Below are 23,377 nucleotides of genomic sequence, written 5' to 3'. Positions count from 1 at the left end.
AGCGGGGGCAGGCGGTGTCTGCCCCCGCCCAGCGCGTCACCCCGGCCATGTTCCGGGGTGACGCATCGAGGGGACAGCCCGTCCCCAAAAGTCCTACCGCACCGCCCCGTCGTACCACTCTGGCACGTCCGGAAATCCATGGCGGACGCCGCACGTGCCTTACGCTATGGCGGCGGCATGCAGGTCCGCAGGCAGACGATCCGGAGGTTGACGCGGGCGTGGATCGCGCTCGTGGCCGTCGGGCTCGGCATCCTCGCGCTGCTCGCGGCTCAGGGCGCATGGCGGGCGATCGCGGCGCATGGGGCAGGCGATCCGCCACCGATGCCCGCCCCCGCCGGCTATGAGGCGGAGGATCATTTCCCCGGTGCGGCCCTGCTCTACACCGATGTCGCCATGCCCGCAGCGTCGACGGCGAGCGACGGCGCCGCCCCCGCACCGGGCGTGACCGGTACGATTGCGCTGCCCGCCACGCCGGTCTCGCCCTCGCTCGCAGCCGCAGCGATGCGCGCCGATGCCGGCGTGGTCGCCGCGGCGCCCTTTTCCCCGAAAGCCGCCTCCAGCGTCGATCGCGCCCGCGCGCTCGAATGCCTCACCGCCGCCATCTATTACGAGGCGGCGTCCGAACCCGACGCCGGCCAGCTCGCCGTGGCGCAGGTGATCCTGAACCGCGTGCGCCATCCCGCCTTCCCGCATACGGTGTGCGGCGTCGTCTATCAGGGGTCCGAGCGGTCAGGCTGCCAGTTCAGCTTCGCCTGCGACGGCGCCATGGCCCGGGTGCCGTCGCGGGCGGCCTGGATCAGGGCGGCACGCCATGCCGGCATGGCGCTCGCCGGCTATGTCTACGCATCGGTCGGGCTGGCGACGCATTACCACACCTATGCCGTGACGCCCGCCTGGAACCGCAGCTTGGTGATGACCGACGTGGTCGGCGCGCATCTGTTCCATCGGTGGAAGGGCTATTGGGGCACCAGCGCCGCGTTCAGCGCGCCCTATCGTGGCGGCGAGCCGGTCCCCGGCCCGCACATGCCCCTGATCGCGCCGCCCGTCGCGACGTCGCCGGCGTTGATCGCCAGTGTCGCGCCGGTGCCGCCGATGACGCGGCCCGAGCAGGTTCAGCCCGGCTATGCGGCGAGCGGCAGCCCTATCGCTCCGCCCGCCGCCACACCGGATAAGGCGCGCCCGACCGACAACCTGCCCGCCGCACCCCAGGTGCTCGACCGGTTCAAGGATTCGGGCAAGCCCCTGCTCTGACGCCTTACTTGGCGTTCTTCACGTATGTGTCGAACCACGCGATCGCCCGTGCGCGTACGTCGGCGGCCTGTGCCGGCGCGGTCACGCAATGGCCGGCATCGGGATAGATCACCAGGCTGACCGGCACGCCCTTGGCCTTCAGCGCGTGCCACCATTCGACCGACTGGGTCGGCGGCACCTCGATATCGCGCTCGCCGACATAGATGAACGTCGGCGTCTGCGCGCTCTTCAGGCGGTACACCGCCGACACGTCCTCATAGGCCTTCATGTCGTCGTACATCGACTTGCCGAAGAACGGCAGCATCCACTGGTCGATGCCGTTGGTGCCGTAATAGCTGATCCAGTTGGAAATGCCGGCGCCCGCGACGATGCCCTTGAACCGGTTCGTCTGGGTGTTCGCCCACATCGTCATGAAGCCGCCATAGCTGCACCCGCCCAGCCCCAGCCGGTTGTCGTCGATCGGCGCAACGCGCTCGACCGCGTCGATCCCGGCGAGGATATCGCGCAGATCGCCGCCGCCGAAGTCGCGCTTGTTGGCGGCGGTGAACGCCTCGCCCTGGCCGAAGCTGCCACGGGCATTGGGCAGGAAGACGTAATAACCCGCCTTCAGCAGCGCGCCGTTCATCGAATTGGGCGTGACATAGCCGGGCACCGACGCCGACGACGGGCCGCCGTGGACCATCGTGATCATCGGCGCCTTGCCGGTGGGCGCATTCAACGGCGCGAGCAGCCAGCCCTGCACGTCATAGCCCTCGTTCTTCCAGCTGACGCTCTTCGCTCGGGTCAGTGCGGGCGCGGCGTCATTGTCGTGCGTGACCTGCCGCACCGCGGCGATCGGCCCGGCGTAGATCGCCGGCGCATGTTCGTAATCCTGCACCACCGCGGCAACCGAGCGCCCGTCAGCAGAGAAGGCGGCGCGGCCGTCGCCGGCGCTGGCCGTGGCAGGCTTGGTGAAACCGGGGGCGACGGGCTTGCCGGGCACGAGCGTGCCGAATTGCGTCGCGTCGCCCGCCAGCGTCACCGTACGCAGACCGCCCGCGGTCCAGTCCAGCGTCGTCACCGTCGACTTGGCGCCCGCGGTGATGTTGGTCGGCGTACCGCCCGCGAGCGGTACGGTGAAGACGTCGCCGCCGATCGAGCCGTAATCGCTCATCAGGCCGCCGATATAGGCCACCGTTCGGCCGTCGGGCGAGACGCGCGGATGCTTGATCTGCGTCGCGGGCTTGGCGATCGAGCGCACCGCGCCGCTCTGCGCGTCGATCGCGTCGAGCGTCGCCACCCACCAATTGTTGTCGCCATTGCCCAGCGCCGTCGTCGCGACGAAGCCGCGCCCGTCCGGCGTCCAGTCATATTCGTAGACATAGCGGCCGGCCGGCGACAGCGGCGTCACGGTCGACGACGGGCTGGCGACATCGAACACGGCGAGCCGCTGTTCGTCGTTCTTCCCGCCGATCTCGCCGATCATGCGCACGCCCGGCTGCGTCGCGCCCGCTTCCTTCTCGGCGCCCAGCGTCACCAGCAGCGCGATGCGCTTGCCGTCGGGCGAGACGCGCGGCGTTTGCGCGATACCGGGGATGGTCGCGATCGTCCGCGTCGCGGTGCCGCTCGCATAGTCGAGCATCACGCCCTTGCTGGCCGGATCGCGCGCAAGGAAGACGAGGTCGCCATTGGGCGCGAAGCTCAGGTCCGAATAGCCGCAGGTCGCGCAGGGATCGATCGTTCGCAGCACGCGCCCGTCGGTCGCATTGCGCAGCGTGATGACGTTGTGGCTACCGCTGCTTTCGATCGTCGCGGTACGGCTGCCGTCGGGGGCGATGGCGAGGCCGTAATATTGGTGAAGCCCCTGCGCGACGGCGGGCGCGGCGACGGCGGTGGCGAGCAGGGCGGCGAACAGGGTCTGACGCATCGGAACTCCGGGCAAGGCAGGATATCCCCGCCATGCTTAACCGAAGAGCGCGGCGCGGCAAGCGGAACGGCGGCCTGTCGCCAGCCGTTCGTGCCGTCATAAGGAGAGACAGCATGCCCCATTCGTCCGACGACGCCACCGCGCCTACCACCGAAACGCGCGCGCCCAATCTGTCGACCGAACATCAGCGCGACGGTGACGCACGCCGGCCCAGCGAAACGCTCGACAAGGGGCAGCCCAAGGGCGAGACGATCCCGCGCAAATCCTCGTTGCTGGGTAACGACTGACACGAAAAAGGGCGGCCCGCCAAGGCCGCCCTTCGCCGCATCAGCCGCCGTCGATCAGCGGCAGCGCACGTTGTTGCGGTCGACCGACTGACCCAGCGCCGCACCCGCTGCGCCGCCAAGCAGCGCGCCAAGCAGGCCCGATCCACCCGGCGCGATCGCCGCACCCAGCGTACCGCCCGCGGCCGCGCCGACGATCAGGCCGGTCGTGCCGTCGTTGCGGCGACAGTAATAGCGCCCATCCTGCCCGCGATAGATGCGATCGTTCGACGACAGGCGACGTTCGCGATACCGCGCATTGTCGACATAATAGCGATCGGCGTAATAGCCGTTATAGCTCGGATCGACCCGGTCATAGTCATAGGCCGAATAGCTCCGATAGCGGTCGTCGCCATAGGTCGCGCATCCCGCCAGCGTCGTCGCTGCCGCCATTACCGCCAAAATCGCTGTCCGCATTGCATCCTCCTGTTCCCCGCAGTGAGGCCAGAATGTCCCGGCCCACCGAAAGGTTTCACGCGATCAGGCCGCTCCGGTCGCTTCGCTGAAGCCGCTGCCGCGATCGGCGACCAGGGTCGGGGCGGGGCCGGTGGCGGGGCGCAGGGCCTCTTTCTCGTCCTCGGTCGGCACCGCGGTGGGATCGGGACGGAAGGGTTCGGCCGCCCGGCTGTCATTGCCGGGGTGCGTGTCGCCCATCAGATCGGTCGGCACATGCTCCGCCGCGGGATTGCCGGCACGTTCGGTGAAATGCTTGTCGGTCTCCGCCATGCCGACCGGGGCCGCCGCCATCGTCGCAGGGCGCGGCGCGATCGGGCTAGTCGTGCTGTCACCCGGCACGGCGCCCGCGCCGTCGTCGTCATTGGACGCCGCGCGCCGTGCCCCGACCTTCGGGCCGATCAGTGCCGTCCCGGCGGTCCAAGCCGCCGCGCCCACTGCAAAGGCCCCGAGCCCAAAGCCGATCTTCTTGTAATCCATGGCATATCGTCCCGTCGTTGCTCGCAATCTCGAACCGAACCAACCACAGGCCGCGACCGCTTGTTCCGATCGATGTGCGATCGGCCGCATCATCGGTGCGGCAACCGCTTGCCTAGCCACGACTTCCGCGTCATGCTGACATCATTGTCAGTAAAGGAGTCGGTCCGATGGCCAAGCTTCCTCCCTTCCCCGGCACGACCGGCCGCCGCGACTGGCGCACCGCCTTCGGTGCGTTGCGCAAGCTGCTCGCCAATGGCGACGACACCGGTCAGGTGTTCCGCATCATGCGCTCGCTGAACGTGGGCGACACGGCAGAGGCCTATGCCCGTCTGATCGCGACGCCCGAGGGCGGCCGCATGGCCTATGAACGGGTCGAGCTGGCGCGTCGCTTTGCGGACCGCGACTGGGTAAACGGCTTCGCGCCCGGCACGGTGGGCGCCGCCTATCGCGATTTCCTCGACACCACCGGCTATTCCGCCGACGGGCTGGTGGAGGTCAGCCGGCTCGATCCGTCCGAAACCGACGTCATCCACCCTTATGCCTGGATAGGGCGGCGCACCCGCGACGTGCATGACATCTGGCACGTCCTCACCGGCTACAAGGCCGATGAGACGATGGGCGAAGCGTGTCTCGTTGCCTTCTCCTACGCGCAGACGCGGGGCCTCGGCTGGGCGTTCATCGCCACCGGGGCGGCGCTGAAGTCGATCCGCGAGACCGGCGGCACCCTGCTCGCGAAGGCGGTGCGCGAAGGCTATCGCAACGGCAAACGCGCCGCGTGGCTGCTGGGCGAGGATTATGAGGCGCTGATGCACGAACCGCTCGACGCGGCGCGCGCGCGGCTCGGGATCGCCGATCCGGTGATCTACCGGCATGCGCAGGTCGCGCTGGGGCCGCAACTCGCCTCCTACGCCTCCACGCAAAAGGCGCGGGCGCAAGCCGCGCTCGCCTAAGCGCTTCAGAACCTGCTAGGCGCGACCGCGATGCTGTCGCGCCTGATCCTCACCGATTTCCGCAACCATGCGGAGCTGGTGCTGGCGCCCGCCCCCGGCTTCGTCGTGCTGACCGGAGAGAATGGCGCGGGCAAGACCAACGTGCTGGAGGCGGTGTCGCTGCTGTCTCCCGGCCGTGGCCTGCGCCGTGCGTCGCTGTCGGCGATGCAGCGGCAGGATGGGCCGGGCGGGTTCGGCATTGCGGCGACGCTGGCGCTGCCCGAGGGCGATGTCGAGATTGCGACCGGCACGCTGGCGCCGGCGCCCGAACGGCGGCAGCTGCGTATCCAGGGCGCCGCCGCGACCGCCAATACGCTGGCCGAATGGCTGACCGTCCTGTGGCTGACGCCTGCCATGGACCGGCTGTTCGTCGAGCCGGCGGGCGAGCGCCGCCGCTTCCTCGACCGGCTGACGCTGGCGCTGGTGCCGGCGCATGCGCAACATGCCGCGCGCTACGACGCCGCGATGCGCGCCCGCACGCGGCTGCTGACGGCGGACGAACCGGCCGATCCGCAATGGCTCTCCGCGCTCGAGGCGCAGATGGCGCAGCATGGCGCGGCGGTCGATGCCGCGCGGCGTGAGACGGTGGCGGCGCTCGGTGAGCGGCTGGCGGAGCAGCCCGACGGGCCGTTCGCGCGCGCGGCGCTGCTGCTGGAGGGGTGGAGCGGCACCGCCGATGCGCTGCTTGCCGATCTGCGAAACGGGCGCGCGCGCGATGCGGCGGCCGGCCGTGCGCTTGGCGGGCCTCATCGCGCCGACCTTGCGGTGACACACCTTGGCAAGGGGCAGGCCGCGGCGCTCGCCTCCACCGGCGAACAGAAGGCGCTGCTGCTCGGCATCGTCCTCGCGCATGCCGAACTGGTCGCCAGCCGCACCGGCCATGCGCCGATCCTGCTGCTCGACGAGGTGGCGGCTCACCTCGACCCCCTTCGCCGTGCCGCGCTGTTCGAACGGCTTGCGGGCCATGGGCAGGTGTGGATGACCGGCACGGAGCCCGCGCTGTTCGCCGCGATCGGCGCAGAGGCGACGCGCATCGCGCTCGGCTGAGCGGCCCTTGGAGGCGCATGCGGGGCTGAACCCCGGCTGTCGGAGCGACTCACGGAACGTTCAAGCCACATCGGCCATTCGGCTCGCCATCGGGCGTGGGGCCAATGGAGAGTATCATGAGCAAATCCATCATCATCGCCGCCATGCTGGCCGCCGGTATCGCCACCCCGGCGCTGGCGCAGGACCGCTGGGACTGGAGCGGCGGCCGGCCGGGCGATCGTCCCTATCGCCTGATCGGCGCGGGCGTGCAGGGCCTGATCCCCGAATTGCGCGACACGCCCCGCGGCCGCGCGTTTGTGATGCGCAATTTCGACCGCAATCGCGACGGCCGCATCTCGCCTGCCGAGGCGGCCGACGCCAACAGCGCGTTCCTGCGGATCGCCGGCCCGCGCCGCGATCGCTTCGACTGGGATGCGCGCGACCGTACCGTGGTGGTCGAGACGCGCGAGGTGCTCGCCCCCGGCTGGGATCGCCGCGCGATGCACGATTACGGTTTCCGCCAGACGCCGCGCGGCGCGACGCTGACGCTGTCCGAAGACGTGCTGTTCGCGACCGACAGCGACCGTCTGCGCCCCGGCGCGATCGAGAAGCTGCGTCCGCTCGCGCGCTATCTGCGCGACAATGGCGGCGTCCGCGTCGCGATCGACGGCTACACCGATTCGCGCGGCACCGATGCCCACAACCAGGATCTGTCGGAACGCCGCGCCGCCAGCGTCCGCGCCGCCTTTGACGCCATGGGCGTGACGCGCGCCCGCTTCAGCGTCGTCGGCCATGGCGAGCGCGATCCCGTCGCGACCAACGCCACCGCTGCCGGCATGCGCCAGAACCGCCGTGTCGAAGTGACGCTGCTAGGCCGCCGCGCAACGGAATTCGCGCGCTATTGATCCCAATCACTCCTCCCTCGCTTCAGCGGGGGAGGGGGACCATTCGCAAAGCGAATGGTGGAGGGGGCGTTTCCGCCAACACAGAGTTTGCCGTATCCGCCCCCTCCGTCAGCCTGCGGCTGCCACCTCCCCTTGGCGGGGGAGGACTTGGAGGCCCCATTTCGCTTTCGTTACAGCCGTCCCGCCCCTATATCGGCACGATGGCAGAACCCCAGAATGCGAACGAATACGGCGCCTCGTCGATCAAGGTGCTGAAGGGCCTCGACGCGGTGCGCAAGCGGCCGGGCATGTATATCGGCGACACCGACGACGGATCGGGCCTCCACCACATGGTGTTCGAGGTCAGCGACAATGCGATCGACGAAGCGCTTGCCGGCCATTGCGACCGGATCGATATCCAGCTGAACGCCGACGGATCGGTCAGCGTGACCGACAACGGCCGCGGCATCCCGACCGGCATCCACCCCGAAGAGGGCGTATCGGCGGCCGAGGTCATCATGACCCAGCTCCACGCCGGCGGGAAGTTCGAAAACACCAGCGACGACAACGCCTATAAGGTCTCGGGCGGCCTGCACGGCGTCGGCGTTTCGGTCGTCAACGCGCTGTCCGAATATCTCGACCTCACCATCTGGCGCGACGGCGAGGAGCATTACATGCGCTTCGCGCACGGCGACGCGGTCGCACCGCTCAAGGTCGTCGGCCCGTCGGAGGGCAAGAAGGGCACGCGGGTCACCTTCCTGCCCTCGCCCGCCACGTTCAAGATCACCGAATTCGACTTCGACAAGCTCGAGCATCGCTATCGCGAGCTCGCCTTCCTCAATTCGGGCGTGCGCCTGTTCCTCACCGACGCGCGGCATGATGAGCCGAAGACGGTGGAGCTCTATTACGAAGGCGGCATCGCCGCGTTCGTGAAGTGGCTCGACCGCGCCAAGACGCCGCTGTTCCCCGAACCGATTGCGATCAACGGGCAGCGCGACGCGATCGGCATGGACGTGGCGCTGGAGTGGAACGACAGCTATTACGAGAACGTCCTCGCCTTCACGAACAACATCCCCCAGCGCGACGGCGGCACGCATATCGCCGCCTTCCGCGCGGCGCTGACCCGCACGCTCAACAATTACGCCGAAAAGTCGGGCCTTCTCAAAAAGGAGAAGGTGACGTTGACCGGCGACGACATGCGTGAAGGCCTGACCGCGATCGTCTCGGTCAAGCTGCCCGACCCCAAGTTCAGCAGCCAGACCAAGGACAAGCTGGTCAGCTCCGAAGTGCGCCAGCCGCTCGAAAGCCTGATGGCGGACAAGCTTGCGGAATGGCTCGAGGAGAATCCGGCGCACGGCCGTTCGATCGTCGGCAAGATCATCGACGCCGCCGCCGCACGCGAGGCGGCGAAGCGCGCGCGTGAACTCACCCGCCGCAAGGGCGTGATGGACATCGCCAGCCTGCCCGGCAAGCTCGCCGATTGTCAGGAGAAGGACCCCGCCAAGTCCGAACTGTTCCTCGTCGAGGGTGATTCGGCGGGTGGATCGGCGAAGCAGGGCCGCGACCGCCATTTCCAGGCGATCCTTCCCCTCCGCGGCAAGATCCTCAACACCGAACGGGCGCGTTTCGACCGGATGATCTCGTCGAAGGAAATCGGCACGCTGATCCAGGCGATGGGCACCGGCATCGGCCGCGACGACTTCAACGCCGACAAGCTGCGTTACCACAAGATCGTCATCATGACCGACGCGGATGTCGACGGCGCGCATATCCGCACGCTGCTGCTGACCTTCTTCTACCGCCAGATGCCCGAGCTGATCGAGCGCGGGCACCTCTTCATCGCGCAGCCGCCGCTGTACAAGGCGACGCGCGGCCGGTCGGAAGTGTATCTGAAGGACGATGCCGCGCTCGACGATTATCTGGTCGAGGCGGGAGCATCCTCGATGGTGTTCGAGGCGCCGGGCGGGCCCCGTTCGGGGGCCGACCTCAAGCACCTCGTCGATCATGCCCGTCGCATGCGCACGCTGATGCGCTACGTGCCGCGCCGCTACGACGCCGGGATCATCGAAGTGCTGGCGCTCGCCGGTGCGCTCGACCCGACCTTCACCCGTGACCAGCGCGCGGCAACCGTCGCAGAGGTGACGCGCCGGCTCGACGCGGGCGACGAGGAAGCCAAGTGGAGCGCGCGCCTGACCGAGGACGGCGGCATCCACTTCGAACGGCTGTGGCGCGGCGTCACCGACCATCACATCGTCGAGGCGACGTTCATCGCCAGCGCCGAGGCGCGCAAGCTCCACGGGCTGGCGGCGGAACAGGCGGAAAGCTTCGCCCATGCCGGCAAGCTGATCCCCGCCAAGGGCGCGGCGGTCGCGGAGGCCGAACCGGTCGCGGACGGAGACGGTCAGATCGGCAGCGTCAACACCACCGTCGGCCGCGGCGAAAGCCTGGTCGCGCGCCCGTCACAGCTGCTCGAGGCGATCCTGGCGGCGGGCCGCAAGGGCCTTGCGATCCAGCGCTACAAGGGGCTGGGCGAAATGAACGCGGAACAGCTGTGGGAAACCACACTCGACCCGTCGAACCGCACCATGCTGCGCGTCACCAGCGACGACGTCTCGGCCGCCGACATGATCTTCACCCAGCTGATGGGCGAAGTCGTGGAGCCGCGCCGCGAATTCATTCAGGACAATGCGCTGAACGTCGCGAATCTGGACGTGTAATCCGTCAATTCCTCCCTCGCTTTAGCGGGGGAGGGGGACCGTTCGCGCAGCGAATGGTGGAGGGGGCGTTTCCGCGAACGCGGCGCATGCCGTATCCGCCCCCTCCGTCACGCCTTCGGCGCGCCACCTCCCCCTGGCGGGGGAGGATTTGGCTACACGAACCGCCCACGCTGCGCCGTCACCAGCGCGGTCAGCCACTCCCGAAACGCGCGCACCCGCTTCGCGCCGCGCGTGTCCTGGTGCGTCACCAGCCAGAACGACCGGCGGATCGTCCGCTCCGGCAGCACGCGCCTGAGCGACTTGTCCGCGTCGCCGATGAAGCGGGGCAGCACCCCCAGCCCCGCCCCCGCGGCGATCAGCCGATATTGGCCGTTGATGCTGGAGCTGCGGATGCGCGGAGACAGCCCCTCCTCGATCTCGGCGAGATAGCGCAGTTCGGGCGCGTACAGCAGATCGGGGACGTAGCCGACCAGCGGATGGTCGCGCACCTCCGCCGCGGTCGTCGGCAGCGCGTGGCGGGCGGCATACAGCTCACCGGCATATAGCCCCAAGGTGTAGTCGGTCAGCTTGCTGCTGACGAGCGGTCCGGTCTGCGGGCGGGCGAGCAGGATCGCGACGTCCGCCTCACGCCGCGACGGATTGAGGAAGCCGCTCGACGCGACGAGGTCGATCGTCAGGTCGGGATGGCGCGCGGTGAAATCGGGCAGGTGATGCGCCACGAACCACGTGCCAAACCCCTCCGATACGCTCACTCGCAGCACCCCGGACAGGCGGTCGGGATCGTCGTCGGTCGGCACGATCCCCGCCGCCGCCTGCCCCATCGCCTCCACCGCGACCAACAGCGCCTCCCCCGCCGCGGTCAGCACCTGTCCCTCGCGCGACTGTTCGAACAACGTCTGGCCGAGCGCGCCCTCCAGCCGGCGCAGGTGGCGCGCCAGCGTTGTCGCATCGACCCCCGCCGCGGCCGCCGCACGCGCGATCTGGCCGGCGCGGGCGACGCGCAGAAAATCCTGAAGGTCATCCCAACGCGGCTGCATAATTGCAGCTATGGGTCGCACTTTACGCCCTTGCCTGCAATCCTGCGCAGGCCGATCCTATACACAAACGGAGAGGCATCATGCGCGACATCGACCATTTCATCGTCGGCCATGCCGGCGGCACCGCCACGCGCCACGGCGACGTGTTCGACCCCAATAGCGGTAGCGTGCAGGCCCGCGTCGTGCTCGGCGAACAGGCTGACCTCGACCGTGCCATCGCCGCCGCGCAGAAGGCGCAGCCCGGCTGGGCGGCGACCAACCCGCAGCGCCGCGCCCGCGTCATGTTCCGCTTCAAGGAACTGGTCGAGGCGAACATGGACGCGCTCGCCCACCTGCTGAGCTCAGAACACGGCAAGGTGATCGCCGACGCCAAGGGCGACATCCAGCGCGGGCTGGAAGTCATCGAATTCTGCTGCGGCATCCCCCACGTCCTGAAGGGCGAATATACGCAGGGCGCCGGCCCCGGCATCGACGTCTATTCGATGCGCCAGCCGCTGGGCATCGGGGCGGGCATCACGCCGTTCAACTTCCCGGCGATGATCCCGATGTGGATGTTCGGCGTCGCGATCGCGTGCGGCAACGCCTTCATCCTGAAGCCCAGCGAACGCGACCCGTCGGTGCCGGTGCGCCTTGCCGAACTGATGCTGGAAGCGGGTGCGCCCGAGGGCATCCTGCAGGTCGTCCACGGCGACAAGGCGATGGTCGACGCGATCCTCGACCATCCGGCGATCAGCGCGGTGAGCTTCGTCGGCTCGTCCGATATCGCGCATTACGTCTACCGCCGCGGTGTCGAGGCGGGCAAGCGCGTCCAGGCGATGGGTGGCGCGAAGAACCACGGCATCGTCATGCCCGACGCCGATCTCGACCAGGTCGTCGCCGATCTGTCGGGCGCGGCCTTCGGCTCGGCGGGCGAGCGGTGCATGGCGCTGCCGGTGGTCGTGCCGGTCGGCGACAAGACGGCGGATGCGCTGCGCGCCAAGCTGATCCCGGCGATCGAGGCCCTGCGCGTCGGCGTCTCGACCGATGCAGAGGCGCATTACGGCCCGGTCGTGAACGCCGCGCACAAGCAGCGCGTCGAAAACTGGATCCAGACCGGCGTCGACGAAGGCGCCGAGCTGGTCGTCGACGGCCGGGGCTTCACGCTTCAGGGACATGAGAACGGCTTCTTCGTCGGCCCGACTTTGTTCGACCGCGTCACGCCCGACATGTCGGCGTATAAGGAGGAGATTTTCGGCCCCGTCCTCCAGATCGTCCGCGCGGCGAGCTTCGAGGATGCGGTGCGCCTGCCGAGCGAGCACCAGTATGGCAACGGCGTCGCGATCTTCACGCGCAACGGCCATGCCGCGCGCGAATTCGCGGCACGCGTCAACGTCGGCATGGTCGGGATCAACGTGCCGATCCCGGTGCCCGTCGCCTATCACACCTTCGGCGGCTGGAAGCGCAGCGCGTTCGGCGACACCAACCAGCACGGCATGGAGGGCGTCAAATTCTGGACCAAGGTGAAGACGGTGACGCAGCGCTGGCCCGATGGAGCGGTCGAGGGCGGCAATGCGTTCGTCATTCCCACCATGGGATGAAGACAATGCGCACGACACTGATCCTCGCCACCGCGCTGACCCTCGCCGCCTGTTCGGGCGGCGAGAGCCTCGACAATCAGTCGGGCGGCAGCGCCGCCGTCGAGCCGACGCCGTCCAACCTGACCGACGATCCGCAGAACATGGTCGTGCCGCTCGAGGCGCCGGGCAATCAGGCGGCGCCGGTGCCGCTGCCGACCGCCTCGCCCGTGGCGCTGACCGCGATCCCGCAAGGGTTCCAGGGCCGCTGGGGCGTCAACGCCGGCGATTGCGATCCGTCGACCGGCGCCGACAAGGGCAAGCTGACCATTACCGGCAATACATTGTCCTTCTTCGAATCGCGCGGCACCGCCACGGCGATCACGCGCACGCAGGCCGACCAGATCGCCTTCGACCTGCCGATGAGCGGTGAGGGCATGACGTGGAGCGAACCCACCACGCTCACCCTGCTCGACAATGGCAAGACGCTGGTCCGCGCGGTGAAAAGCCCCGCCGATCGTGCCACCACCGACCGCTACAGCCGCTGCCCGGCCTAGGACAATCATGACCGACCAGTTCGACCTGACTGCAGACCAGCGCGAGATTCAGGATCTCGCGCGCCGCTTTACCGCCGATCGGATCACGCCGTTCGCGGCGGAATGGGACGAGACGCACCATTACCCCGTCGACGTCTGGAAGGCGGCGGGCGACCTCGGCTTCGGCTCGATCTACGTCAGCGAGGAATCGGGCGGCATCGCGCTCGGGCGGCTGGAGGCGGCGCTGATCATGGAGGCGATGGCCTATGGCTGCCCCGCCACCAGCGCGTTCATCTCGATCCACAATATGGCCGCGTGGATGATCGACCGCTTCGGTTCGGCCGAGCTGAAGGCGCGATTCCTGCCCGATCTCGTCAGCATGGAAAAGATCGCCAGCTATTGCCTGACCGAGCCGGGTTCGGGCTCCGACGCCGCGGCGCTGAAGACGAGCGCCCGCCGCGACGGCGACGATTTTGTGCTGAACGGCACGAAGCAGTTCATCTCGGGCGCCGGCTATAACGACGTCTATGTCGTCATGGTCCGCACGGGTGAGGAAAAGAGCCGCGGGATCAGTGCGCTGGTGGTCGAGAAAGACACGCCCGGCCTGTCGTTCGGCGCGCCCGAAAAGAAGCTTGGCTGGAACGCCTCCCCCACCGCGCAGGTGATCTTCGAGGATTGCCGCGTGCCGGCCGCCAATCTGGTCGGCGGCGAGGGCGAGGGGTTCAAGATCGCCATGGCGGGTCTCGACGGCGGCCGGCTCAACATCGGCGCCTGCTCGCTGGGCGGCGCACAGCGCTGCCTCGACGAGGCGATCCGCTATACCAAGGAACGCCAGCAGTTCGGCCAGCCGGTCGCGGAGTTCCAGAACACGCAGTTCACGCTTGCCGACATGGCGACCGACCTCGAAGCGGCGCGCGCGCTGCTCTATCTCGCCGCTGCCAAGGTGACCGCCAACGCACCCGACAAGTCGCGCTTCTCGGCGATGGCCAAGCGGCTGGCGACCGACAACGGCTCGGCGATCGTCGACGCGGCGCTCCAGCTGCACGGCGGCTATGGCTACCTGAAGGACTATCCGATCGAGCGCTTCTGGCGCGACCTGCGCGTCCATTCGATCCTTGAGGGGACCAATCAGGTCATGCGCATGATCGTCGGGCGCGACCTGCTGCGGCAGTAAGACAACAGAACACCATCCGACCGTTCGTGCTGAGCCTGTCGAAGCACAGGTGAGTCTCAGGGCCTTCGACAAGCTCAGGCCGAACGGCACACTTGAGGAGAGCATCAATGGCACGCGTCGCCTTCATCGGCCTGGGCAATATGGGCGGCGGCATGGCCGCGAATCTCGCGAAGGCGGGGCATGACGTCCGCGCCTTCGACCTCAGCCAGGATGCGCTCGACAAGGCCAAGGCGGCCGGCTGCCTGCCCGTCGCCAGCGCGGCCGAGGCGGTCGAGGGCGCCGAGGCGATCGTGACGATGCTGCCCGCCGGCAGTCATGTCGAGGGCGTCTATAATGATGCAGTCTTCGGCCGCGCGCCGCCGTCGGCGATCCTGATCGACTGTTCGACGATCGACGTCGCCACCGCGCGCCGCGTCGCCGACGCCGCCGCAGCCAAGGGGCTGACGGCGGTCGACGCCCCCGTCTCGGGCGGGATCGCGGCGGCGAATGGCGGCACGCTCACCTTCATGGTCGGTGGCAGCGCCGAAGGGTTCGATCGCGCGCAGCCGTATCTGGCGCAGATGGGCAAGGCGGTGATTCACGCCGGCGCCAGCGGTTCTGGTCAGGCGGCGAAGATGGCGAACAACATGCTGCTCGGCGCGACGATGATCGCGACGTGCGAGGCGTTCCGCCTCGCCGAGCGGCTCGGCCTCGATCCGCAGACCTTCTATGACATTTCGTCGGTCAGTTCGGGGCAGAGCTGGTCGATGACCAGCTATTGCCCGGTTCCCGGCGTCGGTCCCGAAACACCCGCCGATCGTGACTATCAGGGCGGGTTCGCCGCGGCGCTGATGCTGAAGGATTTGCGCCTCGCGATGCAGGCGGCGGACGAGGCCGGCGCATCGACGCCGCTCGGCGCGCACGCCGCGCAGCTTTATGAAGCGTTCGTCGCCGATGGCCACGGCGGCACGGACTTTTCCGGCATCATCAAGACGCTGTAAGCCGGTCCGCCCGATCGCGCAGCTGCTCGTGCGCCACGCGTTGCAGCGATGCGGCGAGATCGGGCGACAGGCCCAGTTCGTCCGCCGCCCGCTCGCCCCGGCCCAAGTTGCGCGGATCGACGCCGGTCACCGCGCCGAAAACGGTCAGCGCCTCGAGATAATAGCCGGCAGTGCTGGCGTGATATTGGTCGTACGACCACAGATTCGCCTGGCCGAAGGTGATGCCGTCATAGGGGTTGGGATCGGCGATGCCGAGCGCGAAGGCGCGGGTCCAGGCCTGGCCCACCGGCACGACGCCCGCGACCCAGGGATGCGCGCGGCGGGCGCGGTCGGCGGCGCGGCGCAGATCGTCGGCCATCGCCGCGATCGGCCGGCCATACCAGCGGCCCGCGGTCAGATACGTCAGGTCGGCGCGGCTCCACGTTGCGGTCAGATGGACGCGCACCGCCGGGTTGCGCGCCCGGAAGAGTGTGCCGAGCAGGCCCACCGCGCGGATATAAGCGGCGGGATCGCCCGGCCGATCGCGGTCGAGCGTGCTATATTCCTGTAGGACCACCGCATCCCACGGCCGGTCGAACAGCTGGCGCCGCTGGTCGTAGTGGAAGGTCAGGCTCTGCCCGCCCTGCGTTTCCAGGCTGACGGCATAGTTGAGGCCGGATTCGTCGGCGAATTCCTTGAACAGCGCTGGCACGCCGCCATAGCCTTCGCGGTTGAGATCGGTGACGCGGTGCGCGTGCCAGTTGCGCACCGCGGAATGCGCGCCCTGGGTGAAGCTGTTGCCCAGGAACAGGATCGTCCGCGTCGCCGCGACGACGGGGACCTGTTGTACCCCGCCCTTCGCGTCGGCCACCGCCGTGTGACCCGCCAACGCGATGGCCAGCATCGTCCCCAGCAGCCGCATCCTCGCCATCATCATTCACCCCGCCGTGACATCGCCCGCCGCCTACCGGATCGCGGCCCCACAAGACCAGCCCCGTCGTCGCGGACTGGAACGGGGCGACCGAGTTGCTAAGGCGGCGCGATGCTGGACTTCTACCGCGACGATTTGTCCCAACTCGATGGCGCCGGACGATTGCGCCGGCTGCGCGGACGGATGGGGTACGACTTCACCTCGAACGACTATCTCGGCATCGCCCAGTCGGCGCGGCTGCGAGACGCCGTGGCGGCAGCGCTCGACCGCGGCGTGGCGGTGGGGTCGGGCGGATCGCGGCTGCTGCGCGGCAACGATCCCGAACATGAGGCGCTGGAAACCGAGGCGGCGGCGTATTTCGGCAGCGAGGCGGCGCTGTTCTTCGCCAACGGCTATGGGGCCAACATGGCGGCGCTGGCGACCTTGCCGCAGCGCGGCGATATCGTCCTGCACGACGCGCTGATCCACGCCAGCGCGCATGACGGCATGCGGCTGGGCCGGGCACCCGTCCGGTCGGTGGCGCACAATGACGTGGGCGCGTTCGAGGATGCGATCCGGGCGTGGCGTGCCGATGGTGGCACGGGCCTGCCCTGGATCGTCGTGGAGAGCGTGTACGGCATGGACGGCGATCGCGCGCCACTGGCCGAACTCGCCGCGCTGGCCGACCGGTTCGGTGCGATGCTGGTGATCGACGAGGCGCATGCGACCGGCGTTTTCGGCGCAGGCGGGCGCGGGCTGGCGGCCGACCTTCATGGCCGCGAGAATGTCGTCAGCCTGCACACCTGCGGCAAGGCGCTGGGCGCGGAGGGCGGACTGTTGTGCCTGCCGGGCGTGCTGCGCGAGTTTCTGGTCAACCGCGGGCGGGGCTTCATCTTTTCCACCGCGCCGTCGCCGCTGATGGCGGCCGCGGTGCGCGAGGGGCTGCGGATGATCGCCGACGAGCCCGAACGGCAGGCGCGGCTGTGGGAGCTGGTACGGCTCGCTGAAGCGGCACTGGGCTTTTCGACGGGATCGCAGATCCTGCCGGTGATCGTCGGCGACGACGGCGCGGCGGTGGAGCGGGCCGCACGGCTGCAAACGGCGGGATATGACGTGCGCGCGATCCGGCCGCCGACGGTGCCGGTGGGCACGGCACGGCTGCGGCTGTCGATCACGACGCAGGTCGACGCGGCGGCGATTACGGGACTGGCGGAGGCTTTGCGATGACCGATACGATCGTGGTGACGGGGACGGATACCGATGTCGGCAAGACGGTGTTCGCCGCCGCGCTCGGCGCCGCGCTGGGGGCGACCTATTGGAAGCCGGTGCAGGCGGGGCTGGCGGACGGCACCGACGAAGGCACGGTGCGGCGGCTGGGCGTGACCCACGTGCTGCCCGAGGCGTATCGGCTGGTGACGCCCTGTTCGCCGCATCGCGCCGCCGCGATCGACGGGGTGAGGATCGATGCAGACCGGCTGACGCTGCCCGACGTCACCGGGCCGCTGGTGGTAGAGGGCGCGGGCGGAGCGCTGGTGCCGCTGACCGACGACCTGCTCTACGCCGACCTCTTCGCCCGCTGGGGGGCGCCGGTGGTGCTGGTGGCGCGCACGCAGCTGGGCACGATCAATCACAGCCTGTTGAGCCTAGAAGCGTTGCGCGCCCGCGGCGTGCCGGTGCTGGGCGTCGCGTTCAACGGTCCGCCCGAACCGGACAGCGAGGCGACGATCGCACGCATCGGACGGGTCAAACGGCTGGGGCGGCTCGACCGGGTGGAGCATCTCGACGCCGCCAGCCTCGCCGCCGCTTTTGCTGCCGGGTTCGACGTGGAGGATTTCCGGTGAGCTCGTCGATCTGGCACCCCTTCACGCAGCATGGCCTGCGCGAACCGATCCCGGTGGTCACGCGGTCGGAGGGCGCGGCGCTCTACACCGTCGACGGGCGGCGGATCGTCGATGCCATTTCCAGCTGGTGGGTGACGACGCATGGTCACCGCGAGCCCCGGATCATGGCGGCGATCGCCGAGCAGGCCGGGAAGCTCGACCAGATCATCTTTGCCGGCTGGAGCCACGAGCCGGCCGAGGCGGTGGCGGCAGGCCTCCGGCGGATGATGCCCGCCGAGCTGACGCGGGTGTTCTTTTCCGATTCGGGATCGACCGCGGTCGAGGTGGCGCTGAAGATGGCGCTCGGCTTCTGGCTCCACCGGGGCGAGGATCGGCACCGTATCCTGGTGCTGGAACATGGCTATCACGGCGACACGATCGGCACGATGTCGGTCGGCGCGCGCGGCGCGTTCAACCGCGCGTACGAGCCGCTGCTGTTCGACGTCGAGACGATCCCCTTCCCTGGCGCCGGTGCAGAGCAGGCGACGCTGGACGCGCTGGAGGCGGCATGCCGCGCCGGGCCGGCGACGCTGATCGTCGAGCCGCTGATCGTCGGTGCGGGCGGCATGCTGATCTATCCGCCCTGGGTGCTCGCCGAGATGCGGCGCATCTGCGCGAGGTACGACGTGCTGTTCATCGCCGATGAGGTGATGACCGGCTGGGGTCGGACGGGCACGCTGCTTGCCTGCGAACAGGCCAATATCGTGCCCGATATCCTGTGCCTGTCGAAGGGGCTGACCGGCGGCGCGGTGCCGCTGGCGGTGACGATGGCGCGCGAGGATATCTATCAGGCGCATTATTCCGACGATCGCGCGAAGATGTTTTTCCATTCGTCGAGCTACACCGCCAACCCGATCGCCTGCGCGGCGGCGGCGGCGAATATCGCGATCTGGGAGGACGAGCCGGTGCTGGCGCGGGTCGCCGATCTGGCGGCGCGGCAGGCCGAGCGGCTGGCGGCGCTGGAGGGCGTGCGCAACACACGCGCGCTGGGCACGATCGCCGCGGTCGACCTGGGGACCGAGGCGGCGGCCTATCTGTCGACGCTGGGGCCGCGATTGCTCGCGTTCTTCCGGGAGCGCGACCTGTTGCTGCGACCGCTGGGGAATACGGTGTACGTGATGCCGCCCTATTGCATCGAGGATGCCGATCTGGATGCGATCTATGCGGCGATCGGCGAGGCAGCGGCGCTGGCGTGAGCCCCGAGTCGCGGCGTACCACAGTTTCCAAAGTGGACGATGTTGACGGCACGTCACCCTCTGGTGGGGCGGGGTGAATGTTCGGACCGGTTGCTGGAAGGATGCGGCGGGTGAGGACGCGCGCGGCATACTGCCGGGCTGTCATAGCTTTTCCAACATTGCCAGCAGTTTTTTGGTTCGCGCGAAGCCGCAAAGCCGCGAACAGAAGAAGGTTGGTTCACGCGGAGACGCGGAGACGCGGAGGGTTTCGCCCGGCGCCGACGGCGCCCTTCCTCACCAACCGTTCCGCTTGGCCGAGCGTCCGTGGGAGAAAGCGGCTTCGCCGCAGGAACGACATCTCCGCGTCTCCGCGTCTCCGCGTGAACCAACCTTCTTCGCGCCTTCGCGTCTTCGCGTGAAAACCTATTCGATAAATGCATCCACCACGTTGCGTGTGCCGCGGAGGAAGGCATCGGCGACGTGGCGCAGGGGGGCGATGTCGACGTCGCTCTCCCCTGCCCGCACCAGTTCTGCAAAACGCCGGTAGAGGCCGGCATATTCGCCGTGAAGCGCGGCCGCCGTCGTCGGGGAACTGCCGTCGGGCAGGATCAGGCGGGCACCGCCGTCGTGGAGCGTCAGCGTGCCCCTGTCCGTCTCGACGACGATGTCCCAGCTCTGCGGGCCTTGCTGGCGGAAGTCGAAGTCGGCGGCGATGTTGAGGCCGGCATCGTCGGTGAAGGCGACGCGCGCGGCGATCGGGGAATCGCGGTTTTCGGGGTAATCCAGCTCCGCCTCGGTGACGAAGAACGGGCGCGGCAGGATGCGGGTGACGATCGAGAGGGCGTTGATGCCGGGATCGAACACGCCGAAGCCGCCCGCGTCGAGGATCCACGCCTGGCCCGGATGCCAGACGCGAATGTCCTCGCGCCACGTCACCGTTACCCGGTCGATCCGCGCGTCAGCCAATGCGGCGCGGGCGGGTTCGACACCGGGGGCGTAGCGCGAATGCCAGCTGGCGAAGAGAGTGACGCCCGCCGCCTGCGCGGCAGATTCGAGATTGGCGACCTCTGCCAGCGTCGCGCCGGGTGGCTTTTCGAGGAAAACGTGCCAGCCGGCCCGGATCGCCTGCATCGCGATGGCGCGGCGCACCTGCGGCGGCGTGCAGAGCGCGACGGCGTCGATCCCCTGCCCGCTCGCGATCAGATCGGCGATGTCGTGGAAGTGCGGCACGCCCTCAACGCCTTCGCCGTTGCGGCTGACGGTCGCGGCGAGCGCGATGGCGGGCTCGCCGGCGATGGCGGGGACATGCTGGTCGTGGGCGATCTTGCCCATGCCGATCAGCGCGAGGCGGATCGGCGCGCTCACAGCGGCTTCACCGTGACGGTGTCGGCCGGGGCGGTGGCAAGGGCGTTGCGCAAGGGCAAGGTGAAGGGTGCCGCCTCGATTTCGAAGACGTCGCCGTCCTGCGTCTGAACGCCGTCCGCGCACGACAGCGTTGCGGTGCCGAAGAAGTGAACGTGGATGTCGCCCGGCCGGCGGAAGGCGGCATATTTGAAGTGATGGTGTTCGAGGTTGGCGAGGCTGTGCGACATGTTCGCTTCGCCGGTGAGGAACGGCTTTTCCCACAACGTCTTACCGTCGCGGACGATGCGACTGGTGCCGCGGATATCCGCCGGCGGTTCGCCGAGCAGCAATTCGGGGCCGAGCGACGCCTGACGCAGCTTCGAATGCGCGAGCCACAGGTAATTGTGGCGTTCGGTGACGTGGTCGCTGAATTCGTTGGCGAGTGCGATCCCCAGGCGGAAGGGCGTGCCGTCGTCGCCGATCAGATAGATGCCGGCGAGTTCGGGTTCCTCGCCCCCGTCCTGCGCGAAGGCGGGCGAGGCGAAGGGCGCTTCGGGCGCGACGAGGCCCTGGCCGTCGCCCTTGTAGAACCATTCGGGCTGCGCGCCGATCACGCCCGCGGCGGGGCGGCCGCCCTCCATGCCTTCGAGGAATAGGCGCATCGAATCGGTCTGCTTCCCCTCGGCCGCGGCCTTGTGCATCGCGTCGCGGCCGGCGGCCGAGCCCAAGTGGGTGAGGCCGGTGCCCGCGAGCATCAGCCGCGCGCTGTCCGGATGGTCGATCGCGGGGAGCAGTTCGCCCGCCTCCAGCGCGGCGACGAGATCGACGCTGTCGTCGGAGCAGCGCGCGCGGGCGGCGTCGAGCAGGCTGACGCCCTCCGCAATCGCGGCCTGCGCGAGGTCGCGGGTGGTGGCGACGCCGGTGAGGACGTGCGCGGCGTCCTCGGCCAGGATCACGCGGCGCGTGCCGTCGGGCAGGCGCTGTTGGAGCAGGCGGGCAGCGGTCATGCGAGATCCTTTACGGCTTGGACGAACGCCGCGGCATCGCGCGCGACGTCGGCGGCGGACTTGCCGGCGCGGTAGAGGTTGGAGCCGAGGCCGAAGCCGTCCGCACCCGCCGCGTGCCATTGCGGCATCGTGTCGGGGGTGATGCCGCCGACCGCGAGGACCTTGGTCGCCTTCGGCAGGACGGCGCGCTGGGCCTTCAGGAAGGCCGGCGCGGCGCCCTCGGCCGGAAAGAGCTTCAGGCCGTGCGCGCCGGCGTGGAGCGCGGCAAAGGCTTCGCTGGGGGTGAAATAACCGGGGAGCGAGATGAGGCCCCGCTCCACCGACGCACGGATGACGGCGGGATCGGTGTTGGGTGAGACGATGAGGGCGCCGCCCGCGTCGGCGACGGCGGCGACGTCCTGCGGGGTGAGGACGGTGCCCGCGCCGACGATCGCGCGCCCGGCGTAGCGCTTCGCCATGGCGGCGATGCTGGCGAGCGGATCGGGCGAGTTGAGCGGGACTTCGAGCAGTGTGAAGCCGACATCGACCAAAGCGTCGCCGATGGGGGCGGCTTCGTCCGGCGTGAGGCCGCGGAGGACCGCGACGAGCGGACAGGTGGCGAAGGCCTCGGCAAAGCGGGTGGCGGGGTCGGTCATGCTTGGGGCTCCGGGTGGAATGCGGGGCGGTTGCCCCACCCTTTCGTCACCGCTCGGATGAAGGGGGCCCCCGGCTCAAGGACGGGGTGACGGTGTGGATGGGGCGATCGGTGTTTCCCCTCTTTCGTCATCCCGGCGAAAGCCGGGATCCATGGATGCGGGCCGCCGAAGGAGCGCGCTATCGCTGGCCGCGCCGGGTCCATGGATCCCGGCGTCCGCCGGGATGACGAAGAGAGGACGGGGAGCGTCACGCCAGAAACGCCCGCAGGTGGTGGATGCCGGCGACGAACGCCTGCGTCGCGTCGATCGGCATCACCGCGCCGCCACGCGTCACGATCGCGGCGGCGTAGAGGTCGGCCAGCGCGCCGGTGGCGAGCAGGTGGACCGCGCGGCCGGCCACATCACGGGCGCCGACGTCGTTGCCGATCAGCACACCGCTGGCATAGGCCGCCGCCTCCTCCGCCGGGCGACGGCCGAGCAGCACGCCGCTGCGCACTTCGAATAGCGCGGCGCCGAGGTCGCAGGCCCCTGCCCCGCGCGCGATGCCGTCGCGGAAGGCCGGCCCGTCCGCCACCGCGCCGTCGAGCATGCCGGCGAGGATGCCGTGGCTTTTCAGCAGCGCGAACAGTTCGCCGGTCATCACCGTGGCGATGTCGGTAATGCGGCCGCCGTCGGTCGCGACCCATTTGTTGTGCGTGCCGGGCTGGCAGAACAGCGCGTCGGCGGGCGCGAGGCCGGCGGCGATCGCGCCCAGCACCTGCACCTCTTCGCCGCGCATCACGTCGGCGCGCGGACCGTCCAGCAGCGCGACGCCGGGGACGATCGTCGCGCGCTGGGGTTCGATATGGAGCGCCGCGGCGGCGAGCGCGGCGAGGTCGGCGGGCGCGGCCGCATAGGGTGCCTCGTGCCAGCCGCGCGTCGAACCGACCATGCCGGCGGCGATCACCGGCAGGTCGCCGAGCCGCGCGCGCAGATCGGCGAGCGCCGGGGCATAGTCGCCCGGCGCCAGCCCGAGCACGCCTGCCCCGCCCTCGACACGGTCCCCGATGCGGCCATCCGGTTCGATCCGATAGGCGCGCCGGTTGGTCGTGCCCCAGTCGATCGCGATCACCGCGCCGTTGGTCATGCCCTGCGCCAT

At 69.3% G+C, this 23,377-nt stretch carries 22 protein-coding genes; 13 read left to right on the top strand and 9 right to left on the bottom strand.

Annotation, left to right across the window (positions count from 1 at the left end):
- Positions 1–207 precede the first annotated feature (207 nt).
- Positions 208–1,251: a cell wall hydrolase gene (locus ACP690_RS13010; protein ID WP_426261393.1), complete on the top strand. Its 1,044-nt coding sequence runs from the start codon at positions 208–210 to the stop codon at positions 1,249–1,251.
- A gap of 4 nt (positions 1,252–1,255) precedes the next feature.
- Here the strand turns inward: ACP690_RS13010 and ACP690_RS13005 are convergent, their stop codons facing one another.
- A complete protein-coding gene (locus ACP690_RS13005; protein WP_426255062.1) occupies positions 1,256–3,157 on the bottom strand; it encodes a S9 family peptidase in 1,902 nt (633 codons plus the stop codon).
- Between the two features lie 113 nt (positions 3,158–3,270).
- Here ACP690_RS13005 and ACP690_RS13000 point away from each other — a divergent pair, with 113 nt between their 5' ends.
- Positions 3,271–3,444, top strand: coding sequence for a hypothetical protein (locus ACP690_RS13000; protein WP_017979940.1), 174 nt, complete (start codon positions 3,271–3,273; stop codon positions 3,442–3,444).
- Positions 3,445–3,498: 54 nt separating this feature from the next.
- Here the strand turns inward: ACP690_RS13000 and ACP690_RS12995 are convergent, their stop codons facing one another.
- Together ACP690_RS12995 and ACP690_RS12990 are read right to left on the bottom strand one after the other, a co-directional pair.
- Positions 3,499–3,897, bottom strand: a complete 399-nt coding sequence (locus ACP690_RS12995) for a glycine zipper 2TM domain-containing protein (protein WP_024310365.1) — start codon at positions 3,895–3,897, stop codon at positions 3,499–3,501.
- Positions 3,898–3,960: 63 nt separating this feature from the next.
- Complete coding sequence (locus ACP690_RS12990; RefSeq protein WP_147037003.1) at positions 3,961–4,413, bottom strand: hypothetical protein; 453 nt, start codon at positions 4,411–4,413, stop codon at positions 3,961–3,963.
- 167 nt (positions 4,414–4,580) lie between these two features.
- Here ACP690_RS12990 and ACP690_RS12985 point away from each other — a divergent pair, with 167 nt between their 5' ends.
- The 4 genes from ACP690_RS12985 (at position 4,581) to gyrB (ending at position 10,029) form a co-directional block, all read left to right on the top strand.
- Entirely contained in the window at positions 4,581–5,363 is a 783-nt protein-coding gene (locus ACP690_RS12985; protein WP_426261372.1) for a Coq4 family protein, read from the top strand.
- 30 nt (positions 5,364–5,393) lie between these two features.
- Positions 5,394–6,449: a DNA replication/repair protein RecF gene (gene recF, locus ACP690_RS12980; RefSeq protein WP_426261371.1), complete on the top strand. Its 1,056-nt coding sequence runs from the start codon at positions 5,394–5,396 to the stop codon at positions 6,447–6,449.
- A gap of 116 nt (positions 6,450–6,565) precedes the next feature.
- Positions 6,566–7,333, top strand: coding sequence for an OmpA family protein (locus tag ACP690_RS12975; protein ID WP_043061190.1), 768 nt, complete (start codon positions 6,566–6,568; stop codon positions 7,331–7,333).
- Between the two features lie 200 nt (positions 7,334–7,533).
- Positions 7,534–10,029, top strand: a complete 2,496-nt coding sequence (gene gyrB / locus ACP690_RS12970; RefSeq protein WP_426261370.1) for a DNA topoisomerase (ATP-hydrolyzing) subunit B — start codon at positions 7,534–7,536, stop codon at positions 10,027–10,029.
- Between the two features lie 152 nt (positions 10,030–10,181).
- Here gyrB and ACP690_RS12965 read toward each other — a convergent pair whose 3' ends face one another.
- Positions 10,182–11,066, bottom strand: coding sequence for a LysR family transcriptional regulator (locus tag ACP690_RS12965; protein WP_017979947.1), 885 nt, complete (start codon positions 11,064–11,066; stop codon positions 10,182–10,184).
- An 80-nt stretch (positions 11,067–11,146) separates the two neighbouring features.
- Here ACP690_RS12965 and ACP690_RS12960 point away from each other — a divergent pair, with 80 nt between their 5' ends.
- From ACP690_RS12960 to mmsB, 4 genes are all read left to right on the top strand, one after another.
- Complete coding sequence (locus tag ACP690_RS12960) at positions 11,147–12,643, top strand: CoA-acylating methylmalonate-semialdehyde dehydrogenase (RefSeq protein WP_294283009.1); 1,497 nt, start codon at positions 11,147–11,149, stop codon at positions 12,641–12,643.
- Positions 12,644–12,648: 5 nt separating this feature from the next.
- Positions 12,649–13,176 (top strand): hypothetical protein, encoded by a 528-nt coding sequence (locus ACP690_RS12955; protein ID WP_426255056.1) that lies wholly within the window; start codon positions 12,649–12,651, stop codon positions 13,174–13,176.
- Between the two features lie 7 nt (positions 13,177–13,183).
- The gene (locus tag ACP690_RS12950) at positions 13,184–14,329 is read left to right on the top strand and encodes an acyl-CoA dehydrogenase family protein (RefSeq protein WP_018250639.1); all 1,146 of its coding nucleotides are present in this window, start codon (positions 13,184–13,186) and stop codon (positions 14,327–14,329) included.
- Positions 14,330–14,421: 92 nt separating this feature from the next.
- Positions 14,422–15,309: a 3-hydroxyisobutyrate dehydrogenase gene (gene mmsB / locus ACP690_RS12945; protein WP_426261369.1), complete on the top strand. Its 888-nt coding sequence runs from the start codon at positions 14,422–14,424 to the stop codon at positions 15,307–15,309.
- Here mmsB and ACP690_RS12940 read toward each other — a convergent pair.
- Entirely contained in the window at positions 15,296–16,225 is a 930-nt protein-coding gene (locus ACP690_RS12940) for a PEP-CTERM sorting domain-containing protein (RefSeq protein ID WP_426261368.1), read from the bottom strand. The genes mmsB and ACP690_RS12940 overlap by 14 nt on opposite strands.
- A 105-nt stretch (positions 16,226–16,330) precedes the next feature.
- Between ACP690_RS12940 and ACP690_RS12935 the strand changes: the two genes are divergently transcribed.
- Genes ACP690_RS12935 through ACP690_RS12925 form a run of 3 tightly spaced genes read left to right on the top strand, consistent with a single transcriptional unit; the run spans position 16,331 to position 19,274 of the window.
- Positions 16,331–17,425: an 8-amino-7-oxononanoate synthase gene (locus ACP690_RS12935; RefSeq protein ID WP_426261367.1), complete on the top strand. Its 1,095-nt coding sequence runs from the start codon at positions 16,331–16,333 to the stop codon at positions 17,423–17,425.
- Positions 17,422–18,039, top strand: a complete 618-nt coding sequence (gene bioD / locus ACP690_RS12930; RefSeq protein ID WP_426261366.1) for a dethiobiotin synthase — start codon at positions 17,422–17,424, stop codon at positions 18,037–18,039. The genes ACP690_RS12935 and bioD overlap by 4 nt, the downstream gene beginning before the upstream one ends.
- Positions 18,036–19,274: an adenosylmethionine--8-amino-7-oxononanoate transaminase gene (locus tag ACP690_RS12925; protein ID WP_426261365.1), complete on the top strand. Its 1,239-nt coding sequence runs from the start codon at positions 18,036–18,038 to the stop codon at positions 19,272–19,274. Before bioD ends, ACP690_RS12925 begins: the two co-directional genes overlap by 4 nt.
- 402 nt (positions 19,275–19,676) lie before the next feature.
- Here the strand turns inward: ACP690_RS12925 and ACP690_RS12920 are convergent, their stop codons facing one another.
- The 4 genes from ACP690_RS12920 to ACP690_RS12905 form a co-directional block, all read right to left on the bottom strand.
- Positions 19,677–20,618, bottom strand: coding sequence for a Gfo/Idh/MocA family protein (locus ACP690_RS12920; protein WP_426261364.1), 942 nt, complete (start codon positions 20,616–20,618; stop codon positions 19,677–19,679).
- A complete protein-coding gene (gene araD1 / locus ACP690_RS12915; RefSeq protein ID WP_426261363.1) occupies positions 20,615–21,604 on the bottom strand; it encodes an AraD1 family protein in 990 nt (329 codons plus the stop codon). Before araD1 ends, ACP690_RS12920 begins: the two co-directional genes overlap by 4 nt.
- The gene (locus ACP690_RS12910; protein ID WP_426261362.1) at positions 21,601–22,239 is read right to left on the bottom strand and encodes a 2-dehydro-3-deoxy-6-phosphogalactonate aldolase; all 639 of its coding nucleotides are present in this window, start codon (positions 22,237–22,239) and stop codon (positions 21,601–21,603) included. Before ACP690_RS12910 ends, araD1 begins: the two co-directional genes overlap by 4 nt.
- Positions 22,240–22,486: 247 nt before the next feature.
- The gene (locus ACP690_RS12905; protein ID WP_426261361.1) at positions 22,487–23,377 is read right to left on the bottom strand and encodes a 2-dehydro-3-deoxygalactonokinase; all 891 of its coding nucleotides are present in this window, start codon (positions 23,375–23,377) and stop codon (positions 22,487–22,489) included.

The organism is Sphingomonas sp. DC4900 (genome assembly GCF_049896485.1).
Classification (GTDB): domain Bacteria; phylum Pseudomonadota; class Alphaproteobacteria; order Sphingomonadales; family Sphingomonadaceae; genus Sphingomonas; species Sphingomonas aquatilis.
The sequence above is the reverse complement of the archived record's forward strand: the minus strand, read 5'-3'. Positions and strand labels throughout refer to the sequence as shown.